Source organism: Sphingobacterium sp. KH_072 (assembly GCF_057837975.1).
Genome location: NZ_CM174457.1, coordinates 3394969 through 3418948, shown reverse-complemented (window position 1 = coordinate 3418948; position 23980 = coordinate 3394969). Strand labels below are relative to the sequence as shown.

At 43.5% G+C, this 23980-nt stretch carries 16 protein-coding genes and 4 tRNA genes; 8 read left to right on the top strand and 12 right to left on the bottom strand.

Annotation, left to right across the window (positions count from 1 at the left end; all coding sequences use genetic code 11):
- Positions 1-2: 2 nt before the first annotated feature.
- From AC3IRT_RS15230 to AC3IRT_RS15200, 7 genes are read right to left on the bottom strand one after another with little or no spacing between them, the layout of a single operon-like run.
- Positions 3-2408 carry an ABC transporter permease gene (locus AC3IRT_RS15230; RefSeq protein ID WP_489394060.1) on the bottom strand — a complete coding sequence of 802 codons (2406 nt, stop codon included), beginning with the start codon at positions 2406-2408 and terminating at the stop codon, positions 3-5.
- A 35-nt stretch (positions 2409-2443) separates the two neighbouring features.
- Positions 2444-4888 carry an FtsX-like permease family protein gene (locus AC3IRT_RS15225; RefSeq protein WP_489394059.1) on the bottom strand — a complete coding sequence of 815 codons (2445 nt, stop codon included), beginning with the start codon at positions 4886-4888 and terminating at the stop codon, positions 2444-2446.
- 34 nt (positions 4889-4922) lie between these two features.
- Positions 4923-7298 (bottom strand): ABC transporter permease, encoded by a 2376-nt coding sequence (locus tag AC3IRT_RS15220; protein ID WP_489394058.1) that lies wholly within the window; start codon positions 7296-7298, stop codon positions 4923-4925.
- Between the two features lie 49 nt (positions 7299-7347).
- On the bottom strand, positions 7348-9741 hold the full coding sequence (locus AC3IRT_RS15215) for an ABC transporter permease (RefSeq protein WP_489394057.1): 2394 nt from the start codon (positions 9739-9741) through the stop codon (positions 7348-7350).
- 11 nt (positions 9742-9752) lie between these two features.
- Positions 9753-10430 (bottom strand): ABC transporter ATP-binding protein, encoded by a 678-nt coding sequence (locus AC3IRT_RS15210; RefSeq protein WP_249992251.1) that lies wholly within the window; start codon positions 10428-10430, stop codon positions 9753-9755.
- Between the two features lie 43 nt (positions 10431-10473).
- A complete protein-coding gene (locus AC3IRT_RS15205; protein ID WP_489394056.1) occupies positions 10474-12843 on the bottom strand; it encodes an ABC transporter permease in 2370 nt (789 codons plus the stop codon).
- A 19-nt stretch (positions 12844-12862) separates the two neighbouring features.
- Positions 12863-14116 (bottom strand): efflux RND transporter periplasmic adaptor subunit, encoded by a 1254-nt coding sequence (locus AC3IRT_RS15200; protein ID WP_489394055.1) that lies wholly within the window; start codon positions 14114-14116, stop codon positions 12863-12865.
- A gap of 307 nt (positions 14117-14423) precedes the next feature.
- Between AC3IRT_RS15200 and AC3IRT_RS15195 the strand changes: the two genes are divergently transcribed.
- The 3 genes from AC3IRT_RS15195 to AC3IRT_RS15185 all read left to right on the top strand — a co-directional run bounded on the left by AC3IRT_RS15195 (position 14424) and on the right by AC3IRT_RS15185 (position 18532).
- Positions 14424-15737, top strand: a complete 1314-nt coding sequence (locus AC3IRT_RS15195) for a TolC family protein (protein WP_489394054.1) — start codon at positions 14424-14426, stop codon at positions 15735-15737.
- Between the two features lie 98 nt (positions 15738-15835).
- A complete protein-coding gene (locus AC3IRT_RS15190; protein WP_489394053.1) occupies positions 15836-17194 on the top strand; it encodes a sigma-54-dependent transcriptional regulator in 1359 nt (452 codons plus the stop codon).
- A gap of 18 nt (positions 17195-17212) precedes the next feature.
- Positions 17213-18532: a sensor histidine kinase gene (locus AC3IRT_RS15185; RefSeq protein ID WP_489394052.1), complete on the top strand. Its 1320-nt coding sequence runs from the start codon at positions 17213-17215 to the stop codon at positions 18530-18532.
- Between the two features lie 63 nt (positions 18533-18595).
- Here AC3IRT_RS15185 and AC3IRT_RS15180 read toward each other — a convergent pair whose 3' ends face one another.
- The 4 genes from AC3IRT_RS15180 to AC3IRT_RS15165 all read right to left on the bottom strand — a co-directional run bounded on the left by AC3IRT_RS15180 (position 18596) and on the right by AC3IRT_RS15165 (position 20994).
- Positions 18596-18817: a hypothetical protein gene (locus AC3IRT_RS15180; protein WP_489394051.1), complete on the bottom strand. Its 222-nt coding sequence runs from the start codon at positions 18815-18817 to the stop codon at positions 18596-18598.
- Complete coding sequence (locus AC3IRT_RS15175) at positions 18811-19290, bottom strand: acyl-CoA dehydrogenase (protein WP_489394050.1); 480 nt, start codon at positions 19288-19290, stop codon at positions 18811-18813. Before AC3IRT_RS15175 ends, AC3IRT_RS15180 begins: the two co-directional genes overlap by 7 nt.
- 30 nt (positions 19291-19320) lie before the next feature.
- Positions 19321-19623, bottom strand: coding sequence for a hypothetical protein (locus AC3IRT_RS15170; RefSeq protein ID WP_489394049.1), 303 nt, complete (start codon positions 19621-19623; stop codon positions 19321-19323).
- A gap of 270 nt (positions 19624-19893) precedes the next feature.
- Positions 19894-20994, bottom strand: coding sequence for an NtaA/DmoA family FMN-dependent monooxygenase (locus tag AC3IRT_RS15165; RefSeq protein WP_489394048.1), 1101 nt, complete (start codon positions 20992-20994; stop codon positions 19894-19896).
- 534 nt (positions 20995-21528) lie between these two features.
- On the opposite strand from AC3IRT_RS15165, the gene AC3IRT_RS15160 reads away from it, so the two are divergent.
- Positions 21529-21912 (top strand): hypothetical protein, encoded by a 384-nt coding sequence (locus tag AC3IRT_RS15160; RefSeq protein ID WP_489394047.1) that lies wholly within the window; start codon positions 21529-21531, stop codon positions 21910-21912.
- 79 nt (positions 21913-21991) lie between these two features.
- Here the strand turns inward: AC3IRT_RS15160 and AC3IRT_RS15155 are convergent, their stop codons facing one another.
- Complete coding sequence (locus tag AC3IRT_RS15155; protein ID WP_489394046.1) at positions 21992-23149, bottom strand: BamA/TamA family outer membrane protein; 1158 nt, start codon at positions 23147-23149, stop codon at positions 21992-21994.
- A 288-nt stretch (positions 23150-23437) separates the two neighbouring features.
- Between AC3IRT_RS15155 and AC3IRT_RS15150 the strand changes: the two genes are divergently transcribed.
- From AC3IRT_RS15150 to AC3IRT_RS15135, 4 genes are all read left to right on the top strand, one after another.
- Positions 23438-23510 (top strand) — tRNA-Thr (locus tag AC3IRT_RS15150).
- Between the two features lie 26 nt (positions 23511-23536).
- Positions 23537-23620: transfer RNA gene (locus tag AC3IRT_RS15145), tRNA-Tyr, on the top strand.
- A gap of 48 nt (positions 23621-23668) precedes the next feature.
- A tRNA-Gly gene (locus AC3IRT_RS15140) sits at positions 23669-23744 on the top strand.
- A 94-nt stretch (positions 23745-23838) separates the two neighbouring features.
- Positions 23839-23910 (top strand) — tRNA-Thr (locus AC3IRT_RS15135).
- Positions 23911-23980 lie beyond the last annotated feature (70 nt).

Below are 23980 nucleotides of genomic sequence, written 5' to 3'. Positions count from 1 at the left end.
GGTTACTCATCTCTCAAACTATTTACTGGATTAGCAAGAGCCGCTCGGATGGCTTGCCCGCTTACGGTAAGCAGCGCTATAATCAAAGCGGCCAAGCCAGCGAAAGCAAACATCCAGCATTGAATCTCAATTCGGTATGCGAAATCCTCCAACCATTTATTCATCGCCCACCAAGCGAAAGGACCGGCAATGAAAATGGAAATGGTCACCAACTGCAAGAAATCGACAGATAGCAAGCGCACGATATTAAAAGTAGATGCGCCGAGTACTTTTCGTACACCAATCTCTTTGGTGCGCTGCTGTGCGGTGTAAGTGGCCAACCCGAGCAATCCGAGGGACGCAATAAATAACGCTAATCCGGAGAAGGCCGAGAACAATCGTCTAAAACGATAGTCGGCCTCATATTGACGATTAAAGCTGTCGTCCAAGAAGCTATAGAGAAACGGACGGTGTGGCGCTACGCTAGTCCAGATGTCCGCTAATTTTTCGAGCGTTTTGGGATCGCCAGCATGTTGGATTTTCAGCGTAATGAACTTACTGCTTCTTGGTTCCAAACGCAGTGTTAGTGGTTCTACCTTTTGGTGCAGGGATAGGTAGTTGAAATCTTTGACAACACCGATTACTTGGCCTTCGCGTCCCCATTGCGCAAATCGTTTACCAATAATCTGTTCAGGATCGGAATAACCCCAAAGCTTGGCAGCGGCTTCGTTAACGACCAAGGAATGGATGGTATCTACCGGAAATTCTCTTGAATAAGCGCGACCGGCAGCCATCTCAATTTCATAGTTCGGTATAAAATCGACATCTACCTCGAAAATCGCTTGAATAAAGACTTTCATTTCACCGTCGGGCAATTCGATCTGTGTGCCGGCATCTGGAAAATAAGAACCGGGTATACTCCGCGAAGAGGAAACCGATAGAACGTCTTTCTGCTGCGCAAAGGTTTGCTTGATCGCTTCCAAATTCTGCAATACTTGGTTATCATAATTGAAATCAACGACCAACATCTGCGTTTTCTCAAAGCCGAGATCCTTCTGTTGCAAATGACCTAATTGCGAAAAGACGATATAGGTGCCCGCGATCAGCGCGATCGATAAAGAAAATTGGAATACAACCAATCCTTTTCTGAGCCAAACGCTACCAGAAGTAGCATTGGAAGAACCTTTAAATACCTTCACAGGTTTGAAGTTGGCCAATACAAATGCCGGATAGCTAGCCGCAACGACCGCTGTCGTCAACACGATGCCCACAAAGAGGAGGAGGATTTTGCCGTCGAATAAACCGGTTATAAGGAACTGCTTGCCCGCAAACATCTCCATAAAGGGAAATAAGCACAGAACGAGTACGACAGCCAAAATGCTGGCGAAAAGAACCAACAGCACCGACTCGCTCATGAATTGAACAATCAAGTCTTTCCTGCTCGCGCCTACAACTTTGCGAACGCCCACTTCCTTTGCCCGTTCCATCGATCGGGACGTGGCGAGATTCATAAAGTTGACGCAGGCAATACACAAGATGAAAACACCGATGACGGCGAAAATATAAATATTTTGCATGTTACCTACTGGTCCGGGTTGCCGATCTGCTTTAGAATTTAGATACGCGCCCAGCATGGGTTCGAAATGAATACTGTACTTACCTTCCTGCGAAGCGTCATGCCGTGCAATGAAGTCTGGAACCTGTTTTTCTAATTTGGTGATGTCATAGTTTTCGGGTAACAGGATATAGGTGTAAAAGTCCACATAACCCCATGATTCAAATACTTCCGACCACGATTCTCGAAAAGAACTCATAGAAAGCAAAGCATCGAAGGTGAAGTGCGAATTTGACGGAAGGTCTTCAATAACAGCAGTAACAGTATATATGCCCGGCGCAGCGCGCCCGCCAGTGACGCCGCCTTCCAGCGTTTGACCGATCGCATTGCTATCGCCAAAGTATTTTTTTGCGAGCTTTTCGGTTAGTACAATGGAATATGGCGCTGTTAGCGCGGTTTTCGGGTCGCCAGCAATAAATTGCCAACTGAACACGTCGAAAGCGGTAGAGTCCATACAGAAAATATTTTCCTCTTGAAATGCTTTTTCCCCCTGCTTCAATAAGATGGAGATCTGACCGGAGAATTGTACCACCTTTTCTACTTCTGGAAAGTCAGCTTTTAATGCTGCGCCAACGGGTGCATTACCCCATATCTGATGCGTTTCTTCGCCATTCTTCTCCTTCCAGTCATGCACCACGCGATAGATACGATCCTTATTTGCATGATAATGGTCAAACGAAAGCTCGTCTTGAATATACAACACGACCAATAGGCAACATGCCAAGCCAATAGCCAGACCAAGGATGTTAATAGACGAATAACCTTTGTTTTTGAGGAGATTTCGCCAAGCGATTTTTATATAGTTCTTGATCATGATTTTATAAGGTTAATGCTGTACTTGGATTCTTTTTATTCGTCTCGTAGGCTTTTGACGGGATTCATACGAGCCGTTCGTATGGCATGGTAACAAATCGTTCCCATGGCGATCAAAAGACTGAGTCCGCCTGTCAGGGCAAATACCCACCATTGTACTTCAATGCGGTAATTGAAATCTTGCAGCCAAGTGTGCATGGCCCACCACGCGATCGGCGAAGCAACAAGCACGGAAAGCAAAATCAATTTTAAGAAGCCAAACGATAACAATTGAATGATTTGCGCTATACTGGCACCTAATACCTTACGTACGCCAATTTCCTTGGTGCGCTGCGCTGTGGTGTAAGCGACCAAACCAAAAAGGCCTAAACAGGCGATAAAGATGGTAATAATGGCAAAAGCCGTGAATATTTGTTGCGTGCGTTGCACATCTTGGTACAGCGAGGCAAAGCCTTCATCTAAGAAGCTGTATTGAATCCGTTGTTGAGGAGAAAACTTGTCCCATATCGTGCTGATGCTCTTTATCGTCTGCGCTGCATCCGTAGCTTTGATCTTGACCGATATCAGGGAGTTACTGCCGCCAATAGCCAAACAGAGTGGGTCTAAGCCTTCTTCGCGTAGTGAGCCAAAGATAAAATCTTCTACCACACCAATGATTGTATAACTGTTGCCGTTGGTTATGCGAGCGCCAATAGGATTTTCTATGCCGAGTTCCTGCACCATTCGTTGATTCACGATCACGGCGGCAGAATCCGAGGCAATATCCATGTCGAAATTTCTACCGGCAACCAAATTAAGCCCAAAGGTGCTAATGTAATCTTTATCCACTATCCAAAATTGACCACCTTTTCCCGCTTCCTCTTGCTGCTTGCCTTCTAGTGTAAAGCTATTGCCATTGCGTTTCGAACCGTTGATATTCACAGGAATATAATCACTGATGGACACGCTCTGTACAGACGGAATGTTATTCAGCTCGTCTTTAAAAATCTTCGCCTGATTGTCTAAGGTGGTCGTTCCGTGTAGCACTAGGACTTGATCTTTATTGAAGCCGACATCTTTGTTTAGAATAAAATCTAACTGTTGGTTGATAATGAGCGTACCAATAATTAAGATGATCGAAGTCGCAAACTGAAAGATGACCAATCCATTTCGGAAGGTAGAATTCCCATTGCTAGACGATACTTTTCCTTTGAGCACGGCGATCGGCTTGAAGCTTGATAGATAAAAAGCCGGATAGATTCCAGAAAGAAATCCTAAAACTATTGCTGCAAGCAACATCGCTGGTAGAAAATACCAGGTATTCCACGGTATGCACAAGGTTTTGTCGGCTAGATTATTGAACAAAGGCAGCAGCACGAAACTGATGGCAATGCCCAGCAATACCGAAATGATACTATAAAGCAAGGATTCGGTAATAAACTGATTGATCAAGATCTTTTTGCTGGAGCCTATGGTTTTTCGTACGCCCACTTCTTTCGCACGACTACTTGCATTGGCGGTCGACAAATTGATAAAGTTAATAGCGGCAATGAGCAAGATAAAGCCTGCGATGCCGCCAAAGATCCACACGACGTTGATGTCTCCTCTTTTTTGGGTTTCGACTTTGTAATCTTGGATGTCAGTAGAATATAGGTGTATTGCTTTAAGCGGCTGTAAAACCAGTTTTGCAGAATTTAGTATGGGGTTTACCTGCATGCCCGCTTGTACAACGGCGGGTATGTAGTGATCGTTGATGTAGGATTTCGTCAACTGTTGGGCGAGCAAGTCGGTATTTGTCCCTTTTTTAACTTTAATATAGGTCGCATAGTTGCTCGCGACCCAGTTTTGCTGCTCGCCAGGGTAAAAATCAATACCAGAAAGCGTCATGAAAAAATGGTAACCTTCGAGATGAGAGTTACTGGGGATGTCTTCAATGACTGCATTAACTTTATAGGGCTTATCCTTGTTATTATTGAGATAAATGATTTTCCCGACCGCATCTCCTTTGAAGTATTTTTCAGCTTTGCTTTTGGTGATCACGATGCTGTTAGGTTGATCAAGCGCATGCGCCAGCGAGCCAGCTTCTGTAGCTAACGGCAACATATCCAGCAACGATTGGTCTACATACGTAAAACCGTTATCAGAGAAATTTTCGGGGTTATCATTGGTCGATAACTGATTACTTCCTGCTCCAAAAAGAGGATTAGATAGCATTCGCCCCGTTGCCTCAATTGCTGGAAATTCTGCCTCAAAAGTGGGGCCAGTAGGAGCGGGCAGAGAAATACCCTTGCGAATGGTGTTGTCTTGTTTGGCCACTCCCACCAACCGGAATATCTGATCTGCTTCCGGGTAGAACTTGTCATAGCTTAGCTCGTGCTGTACAAAGAGTGCAATGAGCAAAGACACCGCGATACCAAAGGCAAATCCTCCGATTTTAATGATCGAGAAAAGTCGCTGACTACGCAGGTTTCTCCAAGCTATTTTAATGTCGTTCTTAATCATGGCTGTGTATCATTAGATGATGCATTTAATGTGTTTATTCATCTCTCAAACTTTTTACCGGATTGGCTAGTGCGGCTTGCATAGCGCGAACTCCAATTGTGACATACGCCAGTAAGACGGCGATTACACCGCCACTGATAAATAGGGAAATGTTAATCGATGTGCGGTAAGAGAAGCTGCTCAACCATTCGTCCATCAAATACCAAGCAACCGGACAAGCAATCACAATAGCTATCAATACGAGCAGAATGAAATCCTTGCTTAGCAAATGGACAATTCCTAAAACGTCTGCGCCAAGCACCTTACGAATACCAATCTCTTTGATTCGGATTTGTGCTGCGTAGGTGGTCAAAGCAAAAAGCCCCAATACCGATATGAAAATGGCAATCCCCGAAAAGATGTTAAATAATAAGCCGGTCCGGTTGTCGGCTTTGTATAGCTCATCAAATTGGCTATCGAGGAAATTGTATTTAAATGAAAATTCTGTAGGGTATTTCTTGTATTGGGCTTCGACAGCCGCGATGGCTTGCTGCGCCATGTTGGGTTTCGCTTTCACATATAGAGAGCCTCGATACCAATGCGTCCACATCACCATTGGGCCGATTTTTTCTTTTAGCGATTTATAATGAAAATCTTTTACCACACCGACGATCGTTCCATCCATACCGTGAAAATTAAGCGGTTGACCCACGTAAGGAGATTTAAGTCCAATTTGTAACGCTAAGGCTTCGTTGATAATTAATGCAGAAGAATCGCTCGGTAAACCAGTGAAGTTATTGCCTTCCAGCATTTCTAAATTCAATAAAGGGATAAAGTTTTTATCTATGCTTGCTTGTGTTACAATGATAGATTGATTCTTATTTTTGCCCGGCCATTCTAGGTCTCCGGTGGCCTCACCGTGATCTGCCAAGTTGTAGATGCCCGTAAGCGCCGTATTTTCGATGGCAGGCGAACGCTCTAATTCTGCCCTGATGGCGTCGTAATGCTGCACGGCATCCCAATCCAGATTGACGGTGAATAGCTGCTCTTGGTTATAGCCCAGATTTTTGTCGCGGATATAATTCAATTGTTGTTTGATCACGAGTGTGGCAATAATCAGCGTTACGGATATAGTAAACTGGAACACCACCAATCCTTTTCGAAGGATAGCAGAAGAACCGTGTTTCGTCAATTGTCCTTTTAGTGATTGTAAGACATTGATAGATGTAAGCTGTAATGCCGGATAAATACTCGCCAATAGCAATGTAGCTACGATGGCTGTACCCAGATATGCCCATACAGTGACGTTGCTGAGTGAAAACGCTAACGATTTTCCAGAGATAGCGTTATAGCCTGGTACCAAAACCCAGACTGATACGATCGCTAAAAGAAGTGCCATCGAAAAGATGATCAATGTTTCGGTGGCAAAGCTTAAAAAGAGATGAGATCGACTAGCTCCGATCACTTTTCTGATGCCCACTGCTTTGGCTCTTTCCAGCGATCGGGCGGTAGAAAGATTGATATAGTTAACGGCGCCAATAGCAAGTAAAAGCACGCAAATGATGCTAAAGACCTGCACCAGGCGTAACGCTGATTTGTTGCCGTCGGCACTGACTAGGTGGAGATATGGCAGGTGATCAACCGAAAAGAAAGTGGAGGATTCTTCATTTCGTAGTTTTTTGAAGCCGTTGGATATTTGTGTACCGATCTCCTTTGGGTTACTGTTGGGTTGCGTCTTTAGATAGGTATTGAATGCATAGTTGCCCAAATCCTCGTCAATGGTTTTCCAATGCATATTTCCACCGCGCTCCGTGAATTTGGCGGCGTAGTAGGATAAGGGAATCAACGCGTCGAAAGTAATGCTAGAATTTTGCGGGGCTTTATCGATCAGCCCGGTTACGGTAAATGCTTCGTCTTGCCAGTATAGCGTTTTACCGAGTACATTTTCATCACCAAAGACCGCGATAGCCGTTTTAGGCGTGATAAGTACATGTTGTTTATCCTGAAAAAAGGTAGATTCGACTCCTTGTACTAAAGGGAAATTGAAAATAGAGAAGAAGGAATCATCTACGTAAGCGATGTTGATCCCATCGGTTTGTTTTTTCGTCGTTTTGTCTACAAGGGTGGCGTCCGAATTGTACGCTATTCTTGTTGCTGATTCTACCGCAGGAATGTCTCTTGCTAATACAGCAATCGGACCGGGAGCCCCATTCCATACGGCAGTAGATTCGCTGGTTTGGAGGTGTGAACTGATTTTATAAATCCGCTCATGATCGGCATGAAATTTATCAAAGCTTTGTTCATCCTGAACCCATAAGATAATCAATATGGATGTGGCTAAACTAACTGCCAGTCCGAGCACATTTACTGCTGTGTAGAATTTGTTGTTTTTCAATCTCCGCCAAGCGGTTTTGATATTTTCAATAGTCATAATTGGTCAATTTAAATAATAGTCGTTCTAGTCCGCATGTGTCCTCTTATTACTCATCGCGTAGGCTATCGACTGGGTTGGCTAGTGCGGCTCGGATAGCCTGAAAGCTGACCGTGATGAAAGCAATGCCTATAGTAACGATCCCCGCGATTAGAAAAACCCACCATTCTATGTTAATGTGATAGGTAAATTCCTGCAACCAACGATGCATGATCCACCAGGTTATCGGAACAGAGATACAGAGGGCAATAATCACTAAAGTCACAAAATCGAGGGTGAGCAATGCTACTATTCTTCCGACGGAGGCTCCTAATACTTTTCGGATGCCGATTTCTTTAATCCGCCGTTGTGCGGCATAAGCCGACAGGGCAAATAGCCCTAAACAGGCAATGCTGATGGTAATGGCTGAAAACAAGCCCATGATCTTAGCCGTTTGGCGCTCGTGCGTGTACAGCTTTGCATAATCGTCGTCCAAGAAACGGGACTCGAAAGGGATATCTGGCTTAATTGCTTTCCAGGTAGTTCCTATAGCGGCTAACGTACTGGCCATATTGGCGTGCCGATCTATTTTGACGAAGATATTCCCAAAGTAGTCGTATTCCGGAAAGATCACGATCGGTTGCACTTCCTCTTTCAGAGAGGCAAAGTTGAAATTATCAACGACCGTCTTGATCCGTCCGATGCGACCATTTAGATTCATACGTTTGCCGATGGCTTCATCTGGTGAAAAGCCCATCGCGTTGGCTGCGAGCTCATTGATAATAAAGCTGTATTCTTGTGCAGCACTCGTGTCACGCGCACGCAGAATATCAGCTTCTGTTAGGGTTTCTCCGGCTATAATAGGAATCTCAAATACGGTTAAAAAGTCTTTCTCCACCGGAATGGCCGTTACGCTTATTTCTAAATCACTGCCTTTGCCTTCTATATCAGATGCCGTGTAATCACCCTGCACTGACACGGGTGAGTCATAGGATGCGGTTACGCCTTTCACGGCATTTAGACGTAGTAAATTATTTTTCAACGTAGTACGATCCGCATCTTTCAACACACTGCCATTTAATACGACTACCTGCTCACGATTGAGGCCCGTATCGGTTTCTTGTAGAAATTGTAGTTGCCGGGTAGCAAATAAAGTACAGGTAATAAAGAGCAAGGAAATACAAAATTGAAGGACGATTAAGGCTTTGCCAGAACCAAAACCTTCGCTCGTAGTTGCACCTTTCCCTTTTAGTATTCGCAGTGGGCGCAGTCTAGAAATTAGCCAAGCCGGCCAGCCACCGCCTAATAGCGACATCAACACCGTAAATACAAGAATCGCAAGATAAAATAGCGGTTCGCTCCACAGATGCAACTGCATCTCGACACCGATATACTGGCTAAATGCAGGAAGCAAAAGCCATGTGCAAACCACGCCTAATATGGTCGCTATCCCAATCATCAGCGCACATTCCAATAGAAATTGAGAGAAAATGGAATAACGCGCTGCGCCCAACACCTTTTTGACGCCTACTTCTTTAGCGCGTTCGGATGAGCGTGCTAAGATGAGATTCGTAAAGTTCACGCTGGCCAGTACAATAATCGCTGCTGCCAAGGCAGCGAAGATATAGATGTACATTAAGTTGCCGCGGCCTGCTTTTGAAAATAAATGGATATCGGCTAGCTTTTCGATAGTCACTTTTACTTGTGCTGCCTTCTCGGAAGAACTCTTGAACCGCTTGTCGATAAAAGACGTAACATGTGCTTGTAAAGGGGCGAAGCTGTCGGGATTTTTTAATAGCAATAGTGTCACATCATTTGCCGAATGCCATACCTGCTCTTGATACCGCTTGAGGTGTTTGTTTGACATGACAGCATGAAAGGAAAAGCGGGTATTCGTTGGTGGATTCTCTACAACACCCGTCACTTTCCAGGGTTGATTATCAATAACCAGTGTTTGTCCTAAAGCGGATTGATCGCGGAAGTATTTTTTCGCTAGATCTTCGGTCAGTACAATCTGATAAGGCTGAGAGAGCAACTCGGTCTGCAGTGCGCCCTGCGTAAAAGGATACTGCAACACGCGGAAAAATCCTTCATCAGCATATAGTAACTGTGTCTCCACCACTGTCTGTGTACTCGTTTTTACCACTGCTTCACCAGAATATTCGGCCAAACGAACAGCTTCTTCCACCTCCGCAAATTCATTTTTTAAAGTGGGAGCAACGGCTGTTGGTGTAGTGGGAATATATTGGTATTCATTTTCTGAATCGCCCTTATAGCCGTAAGATACCCAAGCTAACCGATCGATGTTTGGGTAAAATCGATCGTAATTCCACTCATGCACAATATAAGCGCACAGCAACATGAAACAGGTAATCCCCATCGCCAACCCAAAAATATTTAGGATGGTAAAGCCTTGATTCTTTCGAATGGCTCGCCAGGCAGTTCTAAAATAAGTTTGGGTCATGGTGATTAAAATTAAACGGTGGTGGTTTCCATAATTACTTGTCCATCCAGCATGCGGATCACACGGTCGGAGAATTTAGCATCGTGCTCGCTGTGCGTCACCATTACAATAGTGGTACCCGCTTCATTGAGTTCTGTCAACAGGTTCATCACCTCGTTACCGTTCGAAGAATCCAAGTTACCTGTCGGCTCATCGGCTAAGATCAGTTTCGGATTATTGACTACGGCACGTGCTACTGCGACACGCTGTTGCTGACCACCAGAAAGCTGCTGTGGAAAGTGATTACGACGATGCATGATCTGCACTTTTTCTAATACTTCTTCGACACGTTTCTTGCGTTCTGCAGCTGGTACATTGGTGTAGATCAATGGTAATTCTACGTTTTCGAAGACTGTCAATTCATCAATCAGGTTGAAGCTCTGAAACACAAAGCCAATGTTGTGTTTACGCAAGTCAGAACGTTTGCGCTCGTTGAACTTGGCCACTTCAACGCTATTAAACACATAGCTACCTTCATCCAAATCATCTAGGAGTCCGATAATATTTAATAAAGTCGATTTTCCACATCCCGAAGGCCCCATGACGGCGACAAATTCGCCTTCTTGTACGTGGATGTTCAGGTCATTCAAGGCTACCGTTTCTACCTCTTCGGTACGGTAAAATTTCTGGAGGTTAGTTATTTTGATCATATGTACTCTGCTTATTTTCTTGTTTGAAGTGTATGTTTTAATATTATTGCTCTTTCAATGTTTTTGCTGGATTGGCGGAGGCCGCGCGTAGCGCGTGTGAACTTACTGTCAATATAGCGATAAGAATTGCGAGGCAAGCGGCTAATACAAATACCGTCCAGCTGATGTCGATGCGATATTTATAGGTGCCTAACCAATCGTGCATAAACCACCATCCGAGCGGGAAGGCGATCAGACAGGAAAGGCTGACCAGCAGGATAAATTCCTTGTTCAACATGCTCACCAAGCGGCCGACAGATGCGCCCAATACTTTGCGGATACTAATCTCCTTTGCGCGTTGCTCTGCGGAGTAAGATGCCAATCCAAACAAGCCCAGGCAGGAAATGATAATGGAAAGCACCGCAAAAACAGTCGCTAAGTGTTGGACAAGCATTACCGAAGTGAATTTGCTGTTGAATGTTTCATCTAAAAAGCGGTACTCGAAGGGATATTCTGGATTATTTGCCTTGATAATGTGCTCGATCTGAGAAAGCGTCTCTGGCAAATCAGCCCCAGCCTTTGTTTTGATATTAAGAACTCCGTAAGAATAGTCGATAGGGCCAATGATGAGTGGCTCAGGACTGATAGAAAAAACACTGTTGAACACAAAATCGTTAACGACGCCGATAATGATGCGCGGCTCATTGTTCCAGTGCAAGGTCTGACCAGCCACCATGCCATCCGCTTTGATCAACCTAGCGAATGTTTCGTTGATAATCACTGCGGTGCTATCACCCGTGAAGTTCGGTTTGAAATTGCGGCCATCGTGTAGCTTCATGCTCAAGCTGGGGATAAAGCCGTCGTCGGCATTCAAAATATTAATCAGAATATTACTGTTTGGATTCTTGCCTTCCCAATCAAATCCGCTGGCATTGGATCCTATATCCATAAGATTGTTGTCACTCACTCCGACAGACTCTATATTGCCCGTTGCCTTAAGTTGATCTTTAATTACATCCAGATGCTTAGCCATATTTCCTTGAAGGGAAGTGTTGATCACCTGGCTGCGCTCAAATCCCATATCGCGATCTTTGGTATGTTGGATTTGTTGGTAGATAATAACGGTGCAGATCACCAGTAATACGGATGCGGTATATTGTAAGACTACCAATCCGCGGCGGATGAATCCAGCCGTTCCCGCTTTTTGTTTTGCTCCTTTTAAGGTTTTTAACGGGTTGAAAGAGGAAAGGTAAAAGGCCGGGTAGCTTCCTGCCAGTAGTCCGCAAATCAACATAATACCTACTAGGAAATATAAGTGAAGAGGTTCGAATAATGAGACGGTCAACTCTTTTTTCAGTAGGCTGTTAAAAGGCCCAATGGCCAAATAAATAAGTCCAATCGCCAAGAAAACAGCAAAAAATGCACTAATTAATGCTTCACTCAAAAACTGTAGGATCAGCGTATACCGTTTTGCGCCGACTACTTTGCGCATACCGACTTCTTTGGCGCGTTTTTCTGATCGGGCGGTGGCCAAGTTCATGAAGTTGATACAGGCGATTAGCAAAACAACCCAAGCGATGATGCTAAACAAACGAATATGCTTTAGCGCACCCTCTTGTTCGTGGCCGTCATTACCAAATACGTTGTACATATTCCATCGAGTCATCGGATACAGAAAATTCTGATAGTAAGAAGTTTCTCCATTGGTTTTTACCTTAGCAAAGTCTAATAGGGTCGCATTCACCGTTGCTAAATTTGCGGTAGGATCCAATTGCACTAAGGTCATCAGACCATTTGCGCCCCAGTTTTCCAACCAAGGATTGGCTAATTCGTATTTTTTTAAATTAATTAACCAATCAAAGCGGAAGCTACTATTCTTCGGAAATTCTTTGACCACACCGGTTACGGTATAGCTTTCATCATTGTTTATGCGTACGGTTTTCCCGACTGCGGTTTCCTCTCCGAAAAGACGTTTGGCGGATGATTCATTTAGGACAATATTGTTCAATTCCGATAGGGCAGAACGGCGATCTCCTTCTAGAAATTCTACCGAAAGAATGTCTAGTATGGCTGGATCAGCATGATAACCACGCTGGTAAATGGATTTTTCACCCACTGAAAATAAGAAGGAATGACTCCAATCCATTCTGGCGGCATGTTTTATGCCGGAAATGTCATCGGCTATTGCTTGGGCAAAGGGGCCGGGAGTAGATTCGAAGATATTGGTAACACCATCATACTTTTGTATGGATTTAACGACGTAGATATCCTTTTTGTTGGCGAAGTGATCGTTTTTAGTCACCTCGTCTTCTACCCATAGGAAGATAAGCGCCGCCGCGGTAATACCTACAGCCAGACCGAAGATATTCAGGAAACTGTACCCCTTCGTTTTCCAAAGATTCCTAAATGCGGATTTGATAAAGATTTTGATCATGGCTAGCTGTGGTTAATCATTATTTCTTGATGTTCAGTTCCTGTACTTTATCATAGGTTTCGTAGCTGGATACCACAACTTTGTCGCCCGGCTTCAAGCCACCAATTACTTCATAGTATTCTGGATTTTGACGACCTAATTGAATATCCATGCGATAAGCCGTTTGTCCATCTTTATCGAGCTTAAAGATCCAGTTTCCACCCGTTTGTTGGTAGAAACCGCCTTTGGCTAATAAAATACCTTTGGTTTCATCACTCAGTGCTAAGCGTGTTTGCAACGTTTGTCCACGGCGAATGCCGGATGGTACTTCATCAACAAATTCCATATCGACTTGAAAACGGCCATCTTTTACTTGCGTATAGACTTTTTTGATTTCCAATTTGTAGGGTTTGCCACTGATGGTGAATTGACCTTCCAAACCCGGAAAAATCCGGTTAATATAATGCTCGTCAATATCTGCCCGTACTTTAAAGCCGGAGAGCACATCCAATTGCCCCAGTCGTTCGCCCGAATTTTTATTTTGTCCGATTTCCGCATCAAAGGACGTCAACTGTCCATCCACCGGAGAGCGAACGATCAAATCACCGACCTTTTGCCGCATCAATTCCAGCGCACTTTGCGTACGTTCGTAGGTCTTACGATCCTGCCCAGCTTTCTGGTTGTTGGATACCTCATCTTGCTTCAGGATTTGCCTGGTAAGTTCAATGCGTTGCTTCTGATAATTATAATCGTTCAGAGACTTTTGATACTCTTGCGAACCAATCGCTTTATCATCGTACAATTTCTTGTTGAGCGTGTATAGGCGCTCCGCTTCTTTGACGGCCAATTCCACATCGGCCATTTGATTCCGGTTAGAGATTGTCACCTGTTGTGCGTTCGTCTGTGCGATTTGTGCCTGCGTCAACAAGTTGAGTACCTGTGTTTCTTGATTTACCAAACTCAGTTCTAAGTCTGTATTGGATAGGCGCATAATCGGATCACCTTTTTTGAGGTGTGCACCATCTTCTACATATTTCTCCTCCACGCGACCGCCTACAGAAGCATCTAGATAAATACTGCTGATCGGCAGTACCGTTCCATTGATCGGGATAAACTCCTGAAATGTTCCTTCTTTGACCTCGAAAATGCTAATACGCTCGCTGTCTACATTTAAGCGACTATTGCCGCTGGTATAGTAATAGCTCGCGCCAATTAATCCGACCAAAGCCAGTACACCGACGATGGTCAATATGCGTTTAGTTCCCCACTTTTTTTTCTCAATTGCTCTGTCCATTGGTACAGCAAATATTTAATGTATAATATAATGTTGACGTATTGATCGTCACCTACCTATATACAATGATGTGCCAAAATCGTAATCATTTGATTTTATGGTTGTTATATCGATGTGTAGTGCAGTTCATGTTCGATATCGTACACTTATTGTGCGAAGATGGACAATCTGGCTGTTGTTCAGTAGTGAACAAGGATTGTTCGAAAATGAACACTAAGCGGTTAGTGGTAGATGTATTTGTGTTGATAATCAGTGTTTTGTGACTTTGGCACTTGCTGTGAATTGATCGTTACAAACTATTACAATAATGTGGTACAAACTTATACTTCTTATCGTCACGCTCATCACGTACATTACACAGGCTTTTGCTCAGGTAGATAGCGTTCGGAGCTTGTCCGATTGTTTGGAATTGGCGGTGGCGAATAATCCAACCTTACGACAGTCTGCCTTGGAGCTAAGAACCAACGATATACAATACAAACAGGCAAAACAAATTCTGATTCCCACATTGAATGGTGGAATTAGTCATGGTATCAGTACGGGGCGAAATGTGGATCCAACGACCAACCTTTTCGTAGAGGAAACGGTTAATTCGGGAAATCTAAACTTGAATTCTGGTCTTTCTTTGCTGAATGGTTTTCGTATCCTACATGATATCCGCGGACGCTCTTCGGCGAGAGAAGCAGGCAAGCTGGAGTTTGATGGTCAGATTAATGTGTTGAAGTTGGACGTCATTACCGCTTATATTCAGGTGCTCACGGCAGAAGATCTGGTGACGCAGTCTATGCAACAATTTGAAGTCACGAAAGAACGCTTGCGCAATGCGGAAGTGATGCATCGCGAAGGCGCAATGGCTCCGGGCGATTATTATGATATTAAAGGCGAGTACAGCGCCAACCTCAATACGATCGAGCAAAATCGTCAGGGATTGAACAGCAGCCGTACGGAGTTGGCCACTTTGTTGAGTGTGCCAGCAGAGCAAATAGCTTCACTTCGGCGCATTGATATTCCTGCGCAAATGCAGGTGGTAGACAATCAACGATTGTACGAGTTGGCAAGATTGAATTTACCCCAGTTTCAGGCGTGGGAATGGCGTAGAAAAGAAGCCGAAAATGCGATCAAAAGTGAGCGATCTGGTTTCTTTCCTTCACTACGGTTTGATGCTGGCCTTAATACAAGATATTCCAGCCTAAATTCTAGTCCATACACCACACAAGCAAGAGATTTTTTAGGTCGTTTCGTCTCGGTGGGATTGAGTATTCCCATTTTCAATCAGTTTACAGTGCGTAACCGGGTCGACTTGGCTAAGGTAGATCTCGAAAGTGTAAAATATCAAGAACAGATTGCGCTGAATACGCTTCGCGAGAATACTGCAAAAGCAGTTTTCGATCTGGAGATCGCACGCAAAAATGTACACAACCTACAAAATCAAGAACAGAGCTACGCCGAGGCGTTTCGAGTTGCACAACTGCAATTTGATCTGGGAGCTACCAACTCTGTCATTTATTTGACTGCTAAAAATAAATTGGAAAACGCGCAGAATCAATTGGTGATTAAGCGGTACGAATGGCTTTTGCAAAAATATATCAATGATTTCTATTCTGGCTCGTTAGATTTATAGCTATCTTTAGCCTGTGTTGCACACGATAATGCAACAGCGCTAATTACCAATACATAGTATAGCTTCTCTTGATCTTTTGGAGCTAACAAATAGACAATATGAAAAAGGCTTCCATACTGGTTGTTGATGATGATCAGGATCTGCTGACTGCTGTAAGGATATTATTACGCCCAAAAGTACATCAAGTATTTATTGAATCTAATCCGGAGCAACTGCTACATATACTGGCTAAAGAGCAAGTAGATTTGGTGTTGTTGGATATGAATTTCAAAAGCACGATTCATACCGGCAACGAAGGCTTGTATTGGCTTTCGGCTATTAAAGAGAAATATCCGCAAGTGCGTGTAGTTATGATTACGGCATACGGTGCGGTGGATCTTGCGGTGAAGGCGCTGAAGCTCGGCGCTTCTGATTTTATTGTGAAACCTTGGCATAATGAGCAACTCCTGGAAACATTGCAAAGTGCATTATCCGAAGTCAAACCAACTTCTCGCATGACCAAATCGGTCGATAAAAAATCCACGGAAGACAATCCGCTTATTGGCAGCTCAGCCATAATAGAAGACTTGCAGTATAAGATTAGTAAAGTGGCTCCGACGGATGCAAATATCCTGATTATGGGGGAGAATGGTACGGGTAAGGATGTGATTGCGCAAGTGTTGCACAAACAGTCGCTGCGACAAGCCATGCCGTACATAAAAGTGGATGTAGGCGCGTTAACAGAAACTTTATTCGAAAGTGAACTTTTTGGCTACAAGAAGGGTGCTTTTACCGATGCGCGCGAAGATCGTAAAGGTCGTTTTGAGCATGCCAATGGTGGCACGCTTTTCTTGGATGAGATCGGTAATATCGGTTTGCATCAGCAAGCAAAATTGCTCAGCGTGTTGCAAAATAGACAGGTGGTCGCATTAGGCTCGTCGCATCCTGTTTCTGTAGATATCCGCTTGCTGTCTGCTACCAACGTCCCCATTCGTTCGCTCGCGGATGAAACGCGCTTTCGAAAAGATTTGATTTATCGCATCAATACGGTCGAGATCCAAGTACCGCCGCTGCGCGAAAGGGGAGATGATGTGATTTTACTGGGCGAATATTTTCTAGCCCATTACATTACCAAATACCATAAGACAATCGAAGGATTTGAGCCCGATGCGAAGCAGAAACTGCGACAGTATCATTTTCCGGGCAATGTGCGTGAACTGCAATATAGTATTGAGCGTGCCGTGATCATGTCGGAGCATGATGGATTGCGTGCTTCGGATCTCTTGTTTTCGCCGATAGAATCTCCGCCACCTCTGGAAAATCAGATGACCGATCAGCCTCGTAATTTAGAAGAAATGGAACGTAAAGCCATTCAGCAAGCGATGGATCGTTATAGTGGCAATATCAGCAAAGCCGCGCGCGAGTTAGGTTTAACACGTGCAGCGTTGTACAGACGAATGGAGAAATACGGTATTTAGCGCTAGATAAAATTCAGCATGGGAAATCTTCAATTCAAAGAATTTGTACGGGCACTGCTACTGATGGGGCTGTGCGCCGTAGCCGGATATCTGTTTTTTGCGCAGAATTTAGCTTATGCTATCATGGCAGCTATACTGGCCTTGATATTGGTTTTCCAGTGGTTCAATCGTCATCTGTGGTTGCACAAGCAAATTGATGAATTTTCCGAAGCGGTGAAATACCGAGATTTTACCAGACGATATGCCGTCAAGAAGACGCGTAACATAGAAAACCGGCTTTACGCTTCCTTCAATCGCATTAATGAAGCATTCAAAGAAGTGAGCGCCAAACGCGAGATTCAGCACCAGTACCTGACCAAGGTGATCAATATGCTGGATTCGGCGCTTATTTTTTACCATGCCAATAGCGGAAAAGTGGAGTGGGTCAATGATGCGTTCAAAGAGATGTTTGAAACGCCGCACTTGGGGAATATCAAGGGTTTGAAGAAGCGCCGCGAAGAATTGTATCACAAAACCATGCAGCTCAAGATTGGTCAACAGCATATAGATACGGCTCATTCGAGCAAGGGGCGCATCAAATTGCTCATTCAGGTATCGGAGTTTGAAACGGAAAATGGTTTGTATCGAATTGTCATGTATCAAAATGTGAACGATGCGATGGACGAGACGGAGAATCGCGCTTGGCATAAATTATTACGTGTGCTGACGCACGAAATCATGAACTCCATTGCGCCCATATCATCCATCGCCGAAACCTTGCACGGCCGACTCGAACAGACTGCCTACAGCGACGAGCTCGAAGATGTAAAAGTGGGCGTGCACACGATTAAAAAGCGTAGCGAAGGGTTATTGAAATTCGCGAAGAGCTACCGACTGATTAATAAGGTAGATAAACCTCAGTTTACGGAAATACCCGTCGTGCAACTATTTGAGAATATCTATAACCTGCTCGAACCTTCCTTTATCCAAAAGGGCGTGGATGTAGATATCATTCTGAAAAATACGCGCGCCGTGATTCAAGCTGATTTGCACCTGATAGAACAGGTGATTATCAACTTAATGCTTAATGCGATGGAGGCGGTTAAAGATGCTGAAAATCCATACATCAGTATGTCTGCACTGGAAGAAAATGGTCGCGTGCAGCTCAAGATCTCGGATAACGGCGAAGGAATGGAGTTAGATATTCAAGAACAGATCTTTACGCCATTCTTTACCACGAAGAAAACGGGTAGCGGAATCGGCTTGACCTTGAGCAAGCAGATTATGCTGGTGCATAATGGGAATATTTTTGTCTACAGCACACCTCAAAAGGGGAGTACCTTCACCTTGCAGTTTTAGCAGTTTGGTAAGGGCTAAATATTTAAGCGACAAAAATCGATTCCCTTTCGAAAAAAAAGCCCATCAGTTTTTACTTGCCCCAATCTGCCATGAAAATGGTAATGGCGTGCGGCTCACTTCCCAGTCTCCGATTACTTTTTCCTTATAGACTAATGGATTATGAGAAGATACCACGCGAGCATTGCGCCAATGTCGATCTAAATTTAATTCGGATAATGTTGATCGTGTTCCAGCGAGTTCAAACAACTTATTGGAAGAAAGAAGGGCGATTTCCGTCGTCAACACCTTTGCTTCAGCAACCAATAATGTGGCTTCTGATACGGATTTCTCCGGGTGTTTTTGATAGTCACATCTATTTTGTCTCCAGCTAAATCCAATACGGCCTCGACGGCACGCAACTTGATTTTTAATTCGCCAATGTTTGAAATCGTATACGGATCATCGGTCGCTTTTTCTAGACCAGAGTCGATCCAAGGTCGAGCGTATTGGCACACATAGTCAATCGTTTCGTCGATAGCACCACGGGCAATGCCAGCATCTACCGCTGCTTGGATAAACTGCGAAATGGCACCCGCAGCGGTTGGCTTTTCAAATTCTTTGTAAATAGGTATGAGGTTTTTGGGATCTACTTTTACATGTTCTAAAAATACTGTTCCGCTGACTATTGTTCTTTGTCCGAAACTTGACCAATCATTCACGAGGCTAACACCTTCCGTATGGCGCGGCACAATAGCTCTGTAGGGTATTACCTTCCTCATCCACAACAGCAACGACAGGAATCCAATGAGCTAACAGTGCTCCGGTTGCGAAGAATTTTGCCCATTCACTTCATCTCCATTTTTGGATTTGGTGATTTTTGTCTTTAAGTCTGCTACTGTTTTACTTCCCTTTTCTGAAAAAGCATTTCCAAGTCGCTCACCTCTTAATACGTTGCCGAAGAAAAACTTCTTTTGCTCTTCAGATCCATCTAGACGAATATGTTCAAGAAATACCCAATAGTTTTGAGCAATTTGCCCCAGAGAAGGATCTACGCTTGATATTATTTTTACGACCTCTCCCAGCGTTCGGTATTTTAACCTCTGCACCGCCATAATTTTTAGGAATATTGATTCCCCATAGACCACTTTGAGAATAGAGATTGATTTCTTCTAACGGCAATCTGCGTTCGATATCTCTTTGAGAGGCTTCTTTTGCCAATTGGGCTGCTAATTGTTGGACGATTGCAATGGCTTCATCATCTGTCTGAATAATATGGGCATCTTAAACGATTTCAAAGAAATCATTTGAAATATCGCTGTTCGACACGGAGTCTTTATGATTTATTTGGCTCATATGAAATTTCTTTTGGTAAATTATAGTGTTTAGGGAGTGATCGCTGGAATTTGATCTCTTACGATATGGCGATACTGCGCTCCTCGATGGTTGCCTGAGAGCCGTGCGCCTTGGCTAAATAGCTTTTCACGTAATGTCCCTGTTTGATGTTGCGTTTGGTATACGCCACGTTTTTGCAACTCGGGCACAATGAATTGTACGATATCTTCGAAGGTTTGATGTGCTAAAATATAATCTAGATTAAAGCCGTCGACATCGGTTTCTTCGAACCAACTCTGCAACTCATCCGAGACCGTTTGTGCCGAACCGACAAGTACGGGGCCATTTCCACCTACGCTCGTCCATTTGGCAATTTCTTCAATCGTCCAAACTCGGTTAGGGTCAGCATTCACATACGAATCAAGCATGGATTGTATGGCATTCGTTTTAATATATTCTACCTGATCTTTGGCTTGATATTGAGAAAAATCCACGCCAGACCAACCGGATACTAATGTTAACCCGCCATCATAACTACCATATGATTGGTATTCTTTGAATTTTTTATGTGCTTTGGCATCTGTTTCATCGGTTACAATAGATAATAGATTGTAAATCTTGACGTAGTAGGGGTCTCTTCCTACTTCACGTAATTTTTGCCGAATACTGAATACGATTTTTTTAATGGCAATTTTGGACGGCGCTGAGATGAAGATGCATTCCGCATTTTCGCTGGCGAATTTTTGTTCTCTAGCAGAGACTCCAGCTTGATATAAAACAGGTGTACGTTGTGGTGACGGCTCAGAAAGATGAATTCCGGGCGCCGTAAAATATTTGCCTTCATGTAAGATCGGGTGAACTTTCTGATGATCTGCGAAAATTCCCTTTTCTTTATCCCTTAGAATAGCATCATCTTCCCACGAGCCTTCCCATAGTTTATAGAGGACTTCGAGGTATTCACATGCAATATCATAACGTTCATCGTGATTTAATTGCGTTTTTAGGCCAATATTTTTAGAACCACTTTCCAGATACGATGTCACGATGTTCCAACCTATACGGCCTTTAGTCAAATGATCTACTGTGCTCATGTGGCGCGCAAAAAAGGTAGGGATGTTCGAAAGATATTTAGGTAGTAATGCCGAAACCAAGATGTTTTGTGACGGCAGCCATCACAGGTACAATTTGTAAAGGGTCATTCACAGGGACCTGCACTGCGCCGTTTAATGCATGTATTATATTTTGATGATAAACATCATAAACGCCTAATACATCAGCAATGAAAATCCCATCAAAAAAGCCATTTTCTAGAATTTTAGTGAGATCAGTCCAATACTCGATGTCTTTATATTCGGTTGATCGATCCTTGGGATGTCGCCATAAGCCTTAGTCAATGTGGATAGTATAATTTATTTCAAACAACGTGTTTTACGGAGTTAAGGAATAAAATTTCTCTGATATTAATAATATTGGATTTTTGTTACGGTGGATTGTCAACCAGACAATAGGTGTTTTTTGCGTGGCTTTTTGGCTACAAGCACCGTATTATCTTGATCAAGCATTGTTCATTATCTTGTATCTTTACATCAATGATTACCGTCTTCGAACATATAAACCATTTTTTTAGGTCGAACAGCCGCCATGGCACACATTCGCCCTTCGTGTATGATTTAGCTGATCACGCTTTGTATAAATCTACTGTGCCTGGTAATCACGAAGTGCAAGGTTTAGAAGCTATACCTGAGCATTATCGACAAGTGCTGTCGCGCATACTTCACTATTGGAATAAAGAAAAGGTGTACAATTTGCATAAAGAGCGAGGCGATGTATTGCTAATTCAAGCTGAGGAATTATCTAAACATATCATTTGCCAGCATCTCCATGATCAAGCTTTGCTTGTGGTAGATGGTATTTACAAAAGCAAGCGTGCGCGGTATGCTTGGCAACGTGCCAATCAAGAAGATCACGTTACTGTAAGTATTGATCTCTTCCATTTTGGGATATTGATTACGCGCCGCGGTCAAGTCAAGGAGGATTTTGTGCTGCGCTATCCTTTTTGGATAAAGTAAGCTTTCCTATCTTATTGTAAGCGAGTCGTTGACTCGAAAAGTTGGATTTTCGAGTGCGACAAGTAACCAGTAGGCGCTATTAAAAAGCTTCGGACAAACTTAAATAGAATCCCTTTTGGCGTTGCTCGCCCGGTCGTTTTTCGCCGATGGCATAATCGAAGCGAATCGTTGTGCGATGTTCCAGATTGAAGAAATACCGAAGTCCAGCGCCATAACTAGGAATCATCCGAATGTTTTGCTGATTTGAAAAGGTGCTTCCTGAGCCGGCAAAAGCGGTAATGCCCAAGCGCGGATGAAAGCGGTAGCGCGCTTCGACTTGTGCAGCTACAAAGTTTTTGTCGCGGTATCTGCCCAGATAATAGCCGCGCATCATATTGTCGCCACCCAGTTCATTGAAGACATAAAAAGGTACATCTGATCCATAAGTGCCTCGATAGTCTAATTGAGTCGCAATAGCGAGTTTATCATTGACCGGCTGATAATACCTGAAGTCTGTCTCTAATTGATGGCCATGGAAGTTTTCATCCCCAAAAAAGTTGGGAGCATAGCCGTACTTAATACGTCCGTACCAACCTTTTGTCGTATAAGTCGTGTAATCGCGATTATCGTAAAGAATAGAAGTACCTAAGATGAGGTGTTTCCCACCAGATTTTCCGGTGAATGTACCGCCTTGGTAAATACCATCGGGATCAAAGCTTTCGAAATTGAAGTTTTCGAAATTGGCATTTAGTCCGGCGTAGAGTGCAGGGTAAATTTTGCGTTCTACGTCTACCCGTGCTCGAAATAGGCGCTGTCCAATCAATTCTTCGTTGATATGCTGTGTCGTGTTGCCGATTCCGTAAAAATTAAACGGCCAATCGCGGTAACGTATTTCTGATAAGATATGATAGTCATTATTACGTGTCCAGATGTCGGTATTGAGTTTTATATTCTTCTGTTTTTCTGTAGTAGCAGTTCCCATCAGCGTGATGGTTGAAGTACGACTATTGCGATCCGCGCGATCCATGTAAAAGTTGTACGAACTGGCGATTCCAAATTCCAGTCCAGTTTCTTGTGAATAACCTAAAGCAGGTAATACAAAAAAGCTCGAACCGCGAGTCGTATCGGTCAGTTGAGGCGCGAAGAATTTGTTGAAGGTGCGTTTGATAAGACCTACATCTTCCACCTGAGCTTGACTCAAAAAAGGGGAGATAAAAAATAGTGCTAGCCAAAAAGCTTGGCGAAGATTAGATTTCATACTTCATTAAATGTGCCCAAATATAGGGAAAGATTCAAGTAAACGATTAGGGCTAGATTTGGTGTTAAAATTATGTTGTTGCGAATCAGGCAAATGCATGTTTATGCGGGAGAAAAGACAAAATATTTTTTGATATATGGCTCGAGTCGCTATCTTTGCACCATTGAAAAACACAAGTAATTGTCGCTTCAAAAGTTCTTTAAAAAGAAAAGTGAAATAAAATTTGCAGAAGTCAATTTAAAGTAAGATTTTTGCACACGCTATCTGAAAAGTTAGCTGTCTAAATAAGCCTCCTTAGCTCAGCTGGTAGAGCAACTGACTTGTAATCAGTAGGTCATTGGTTCGATTCCGATAGGAGGCTCAAATGCGACAATACGTTGCAGGTATGGAGGGATTCCAGAGTGGTTAAATGGGACGGACTGTAAATCCGTTGCTTCGGCTTCGAAGGTTCGAATCCTTCTCCCTCCACCATAATTGGGTTTGTGTGAAGCAATTTAATAGCTTCATGCCAACTTTCAAGCGGAAGTAGCTCAGTTGGTAGAGCGATAGCCTTCCAAGCTATAGGTCGCGAGTTCGAACCTCGTCTTCCGCTCCATTTATAGAACAATGTAATGTCTCTGTCTTTGTTTAGTGTAATGATCTAAAAGGGGTAGGGGCATATATCTGTAAATAAGCTTTTGGAATTGAAAGCCGAAGTAGCTCAGGGGTAGAGCACTTCCTTGGTAAGGAAGAGGTCGTGGGTTCAAATCCCATCTTTGGCTCATTTAAATAAGTTTGTTATTTTTGTAAATACAATTTAATTAAGGAATAAATTATAATTATTAATTCGCA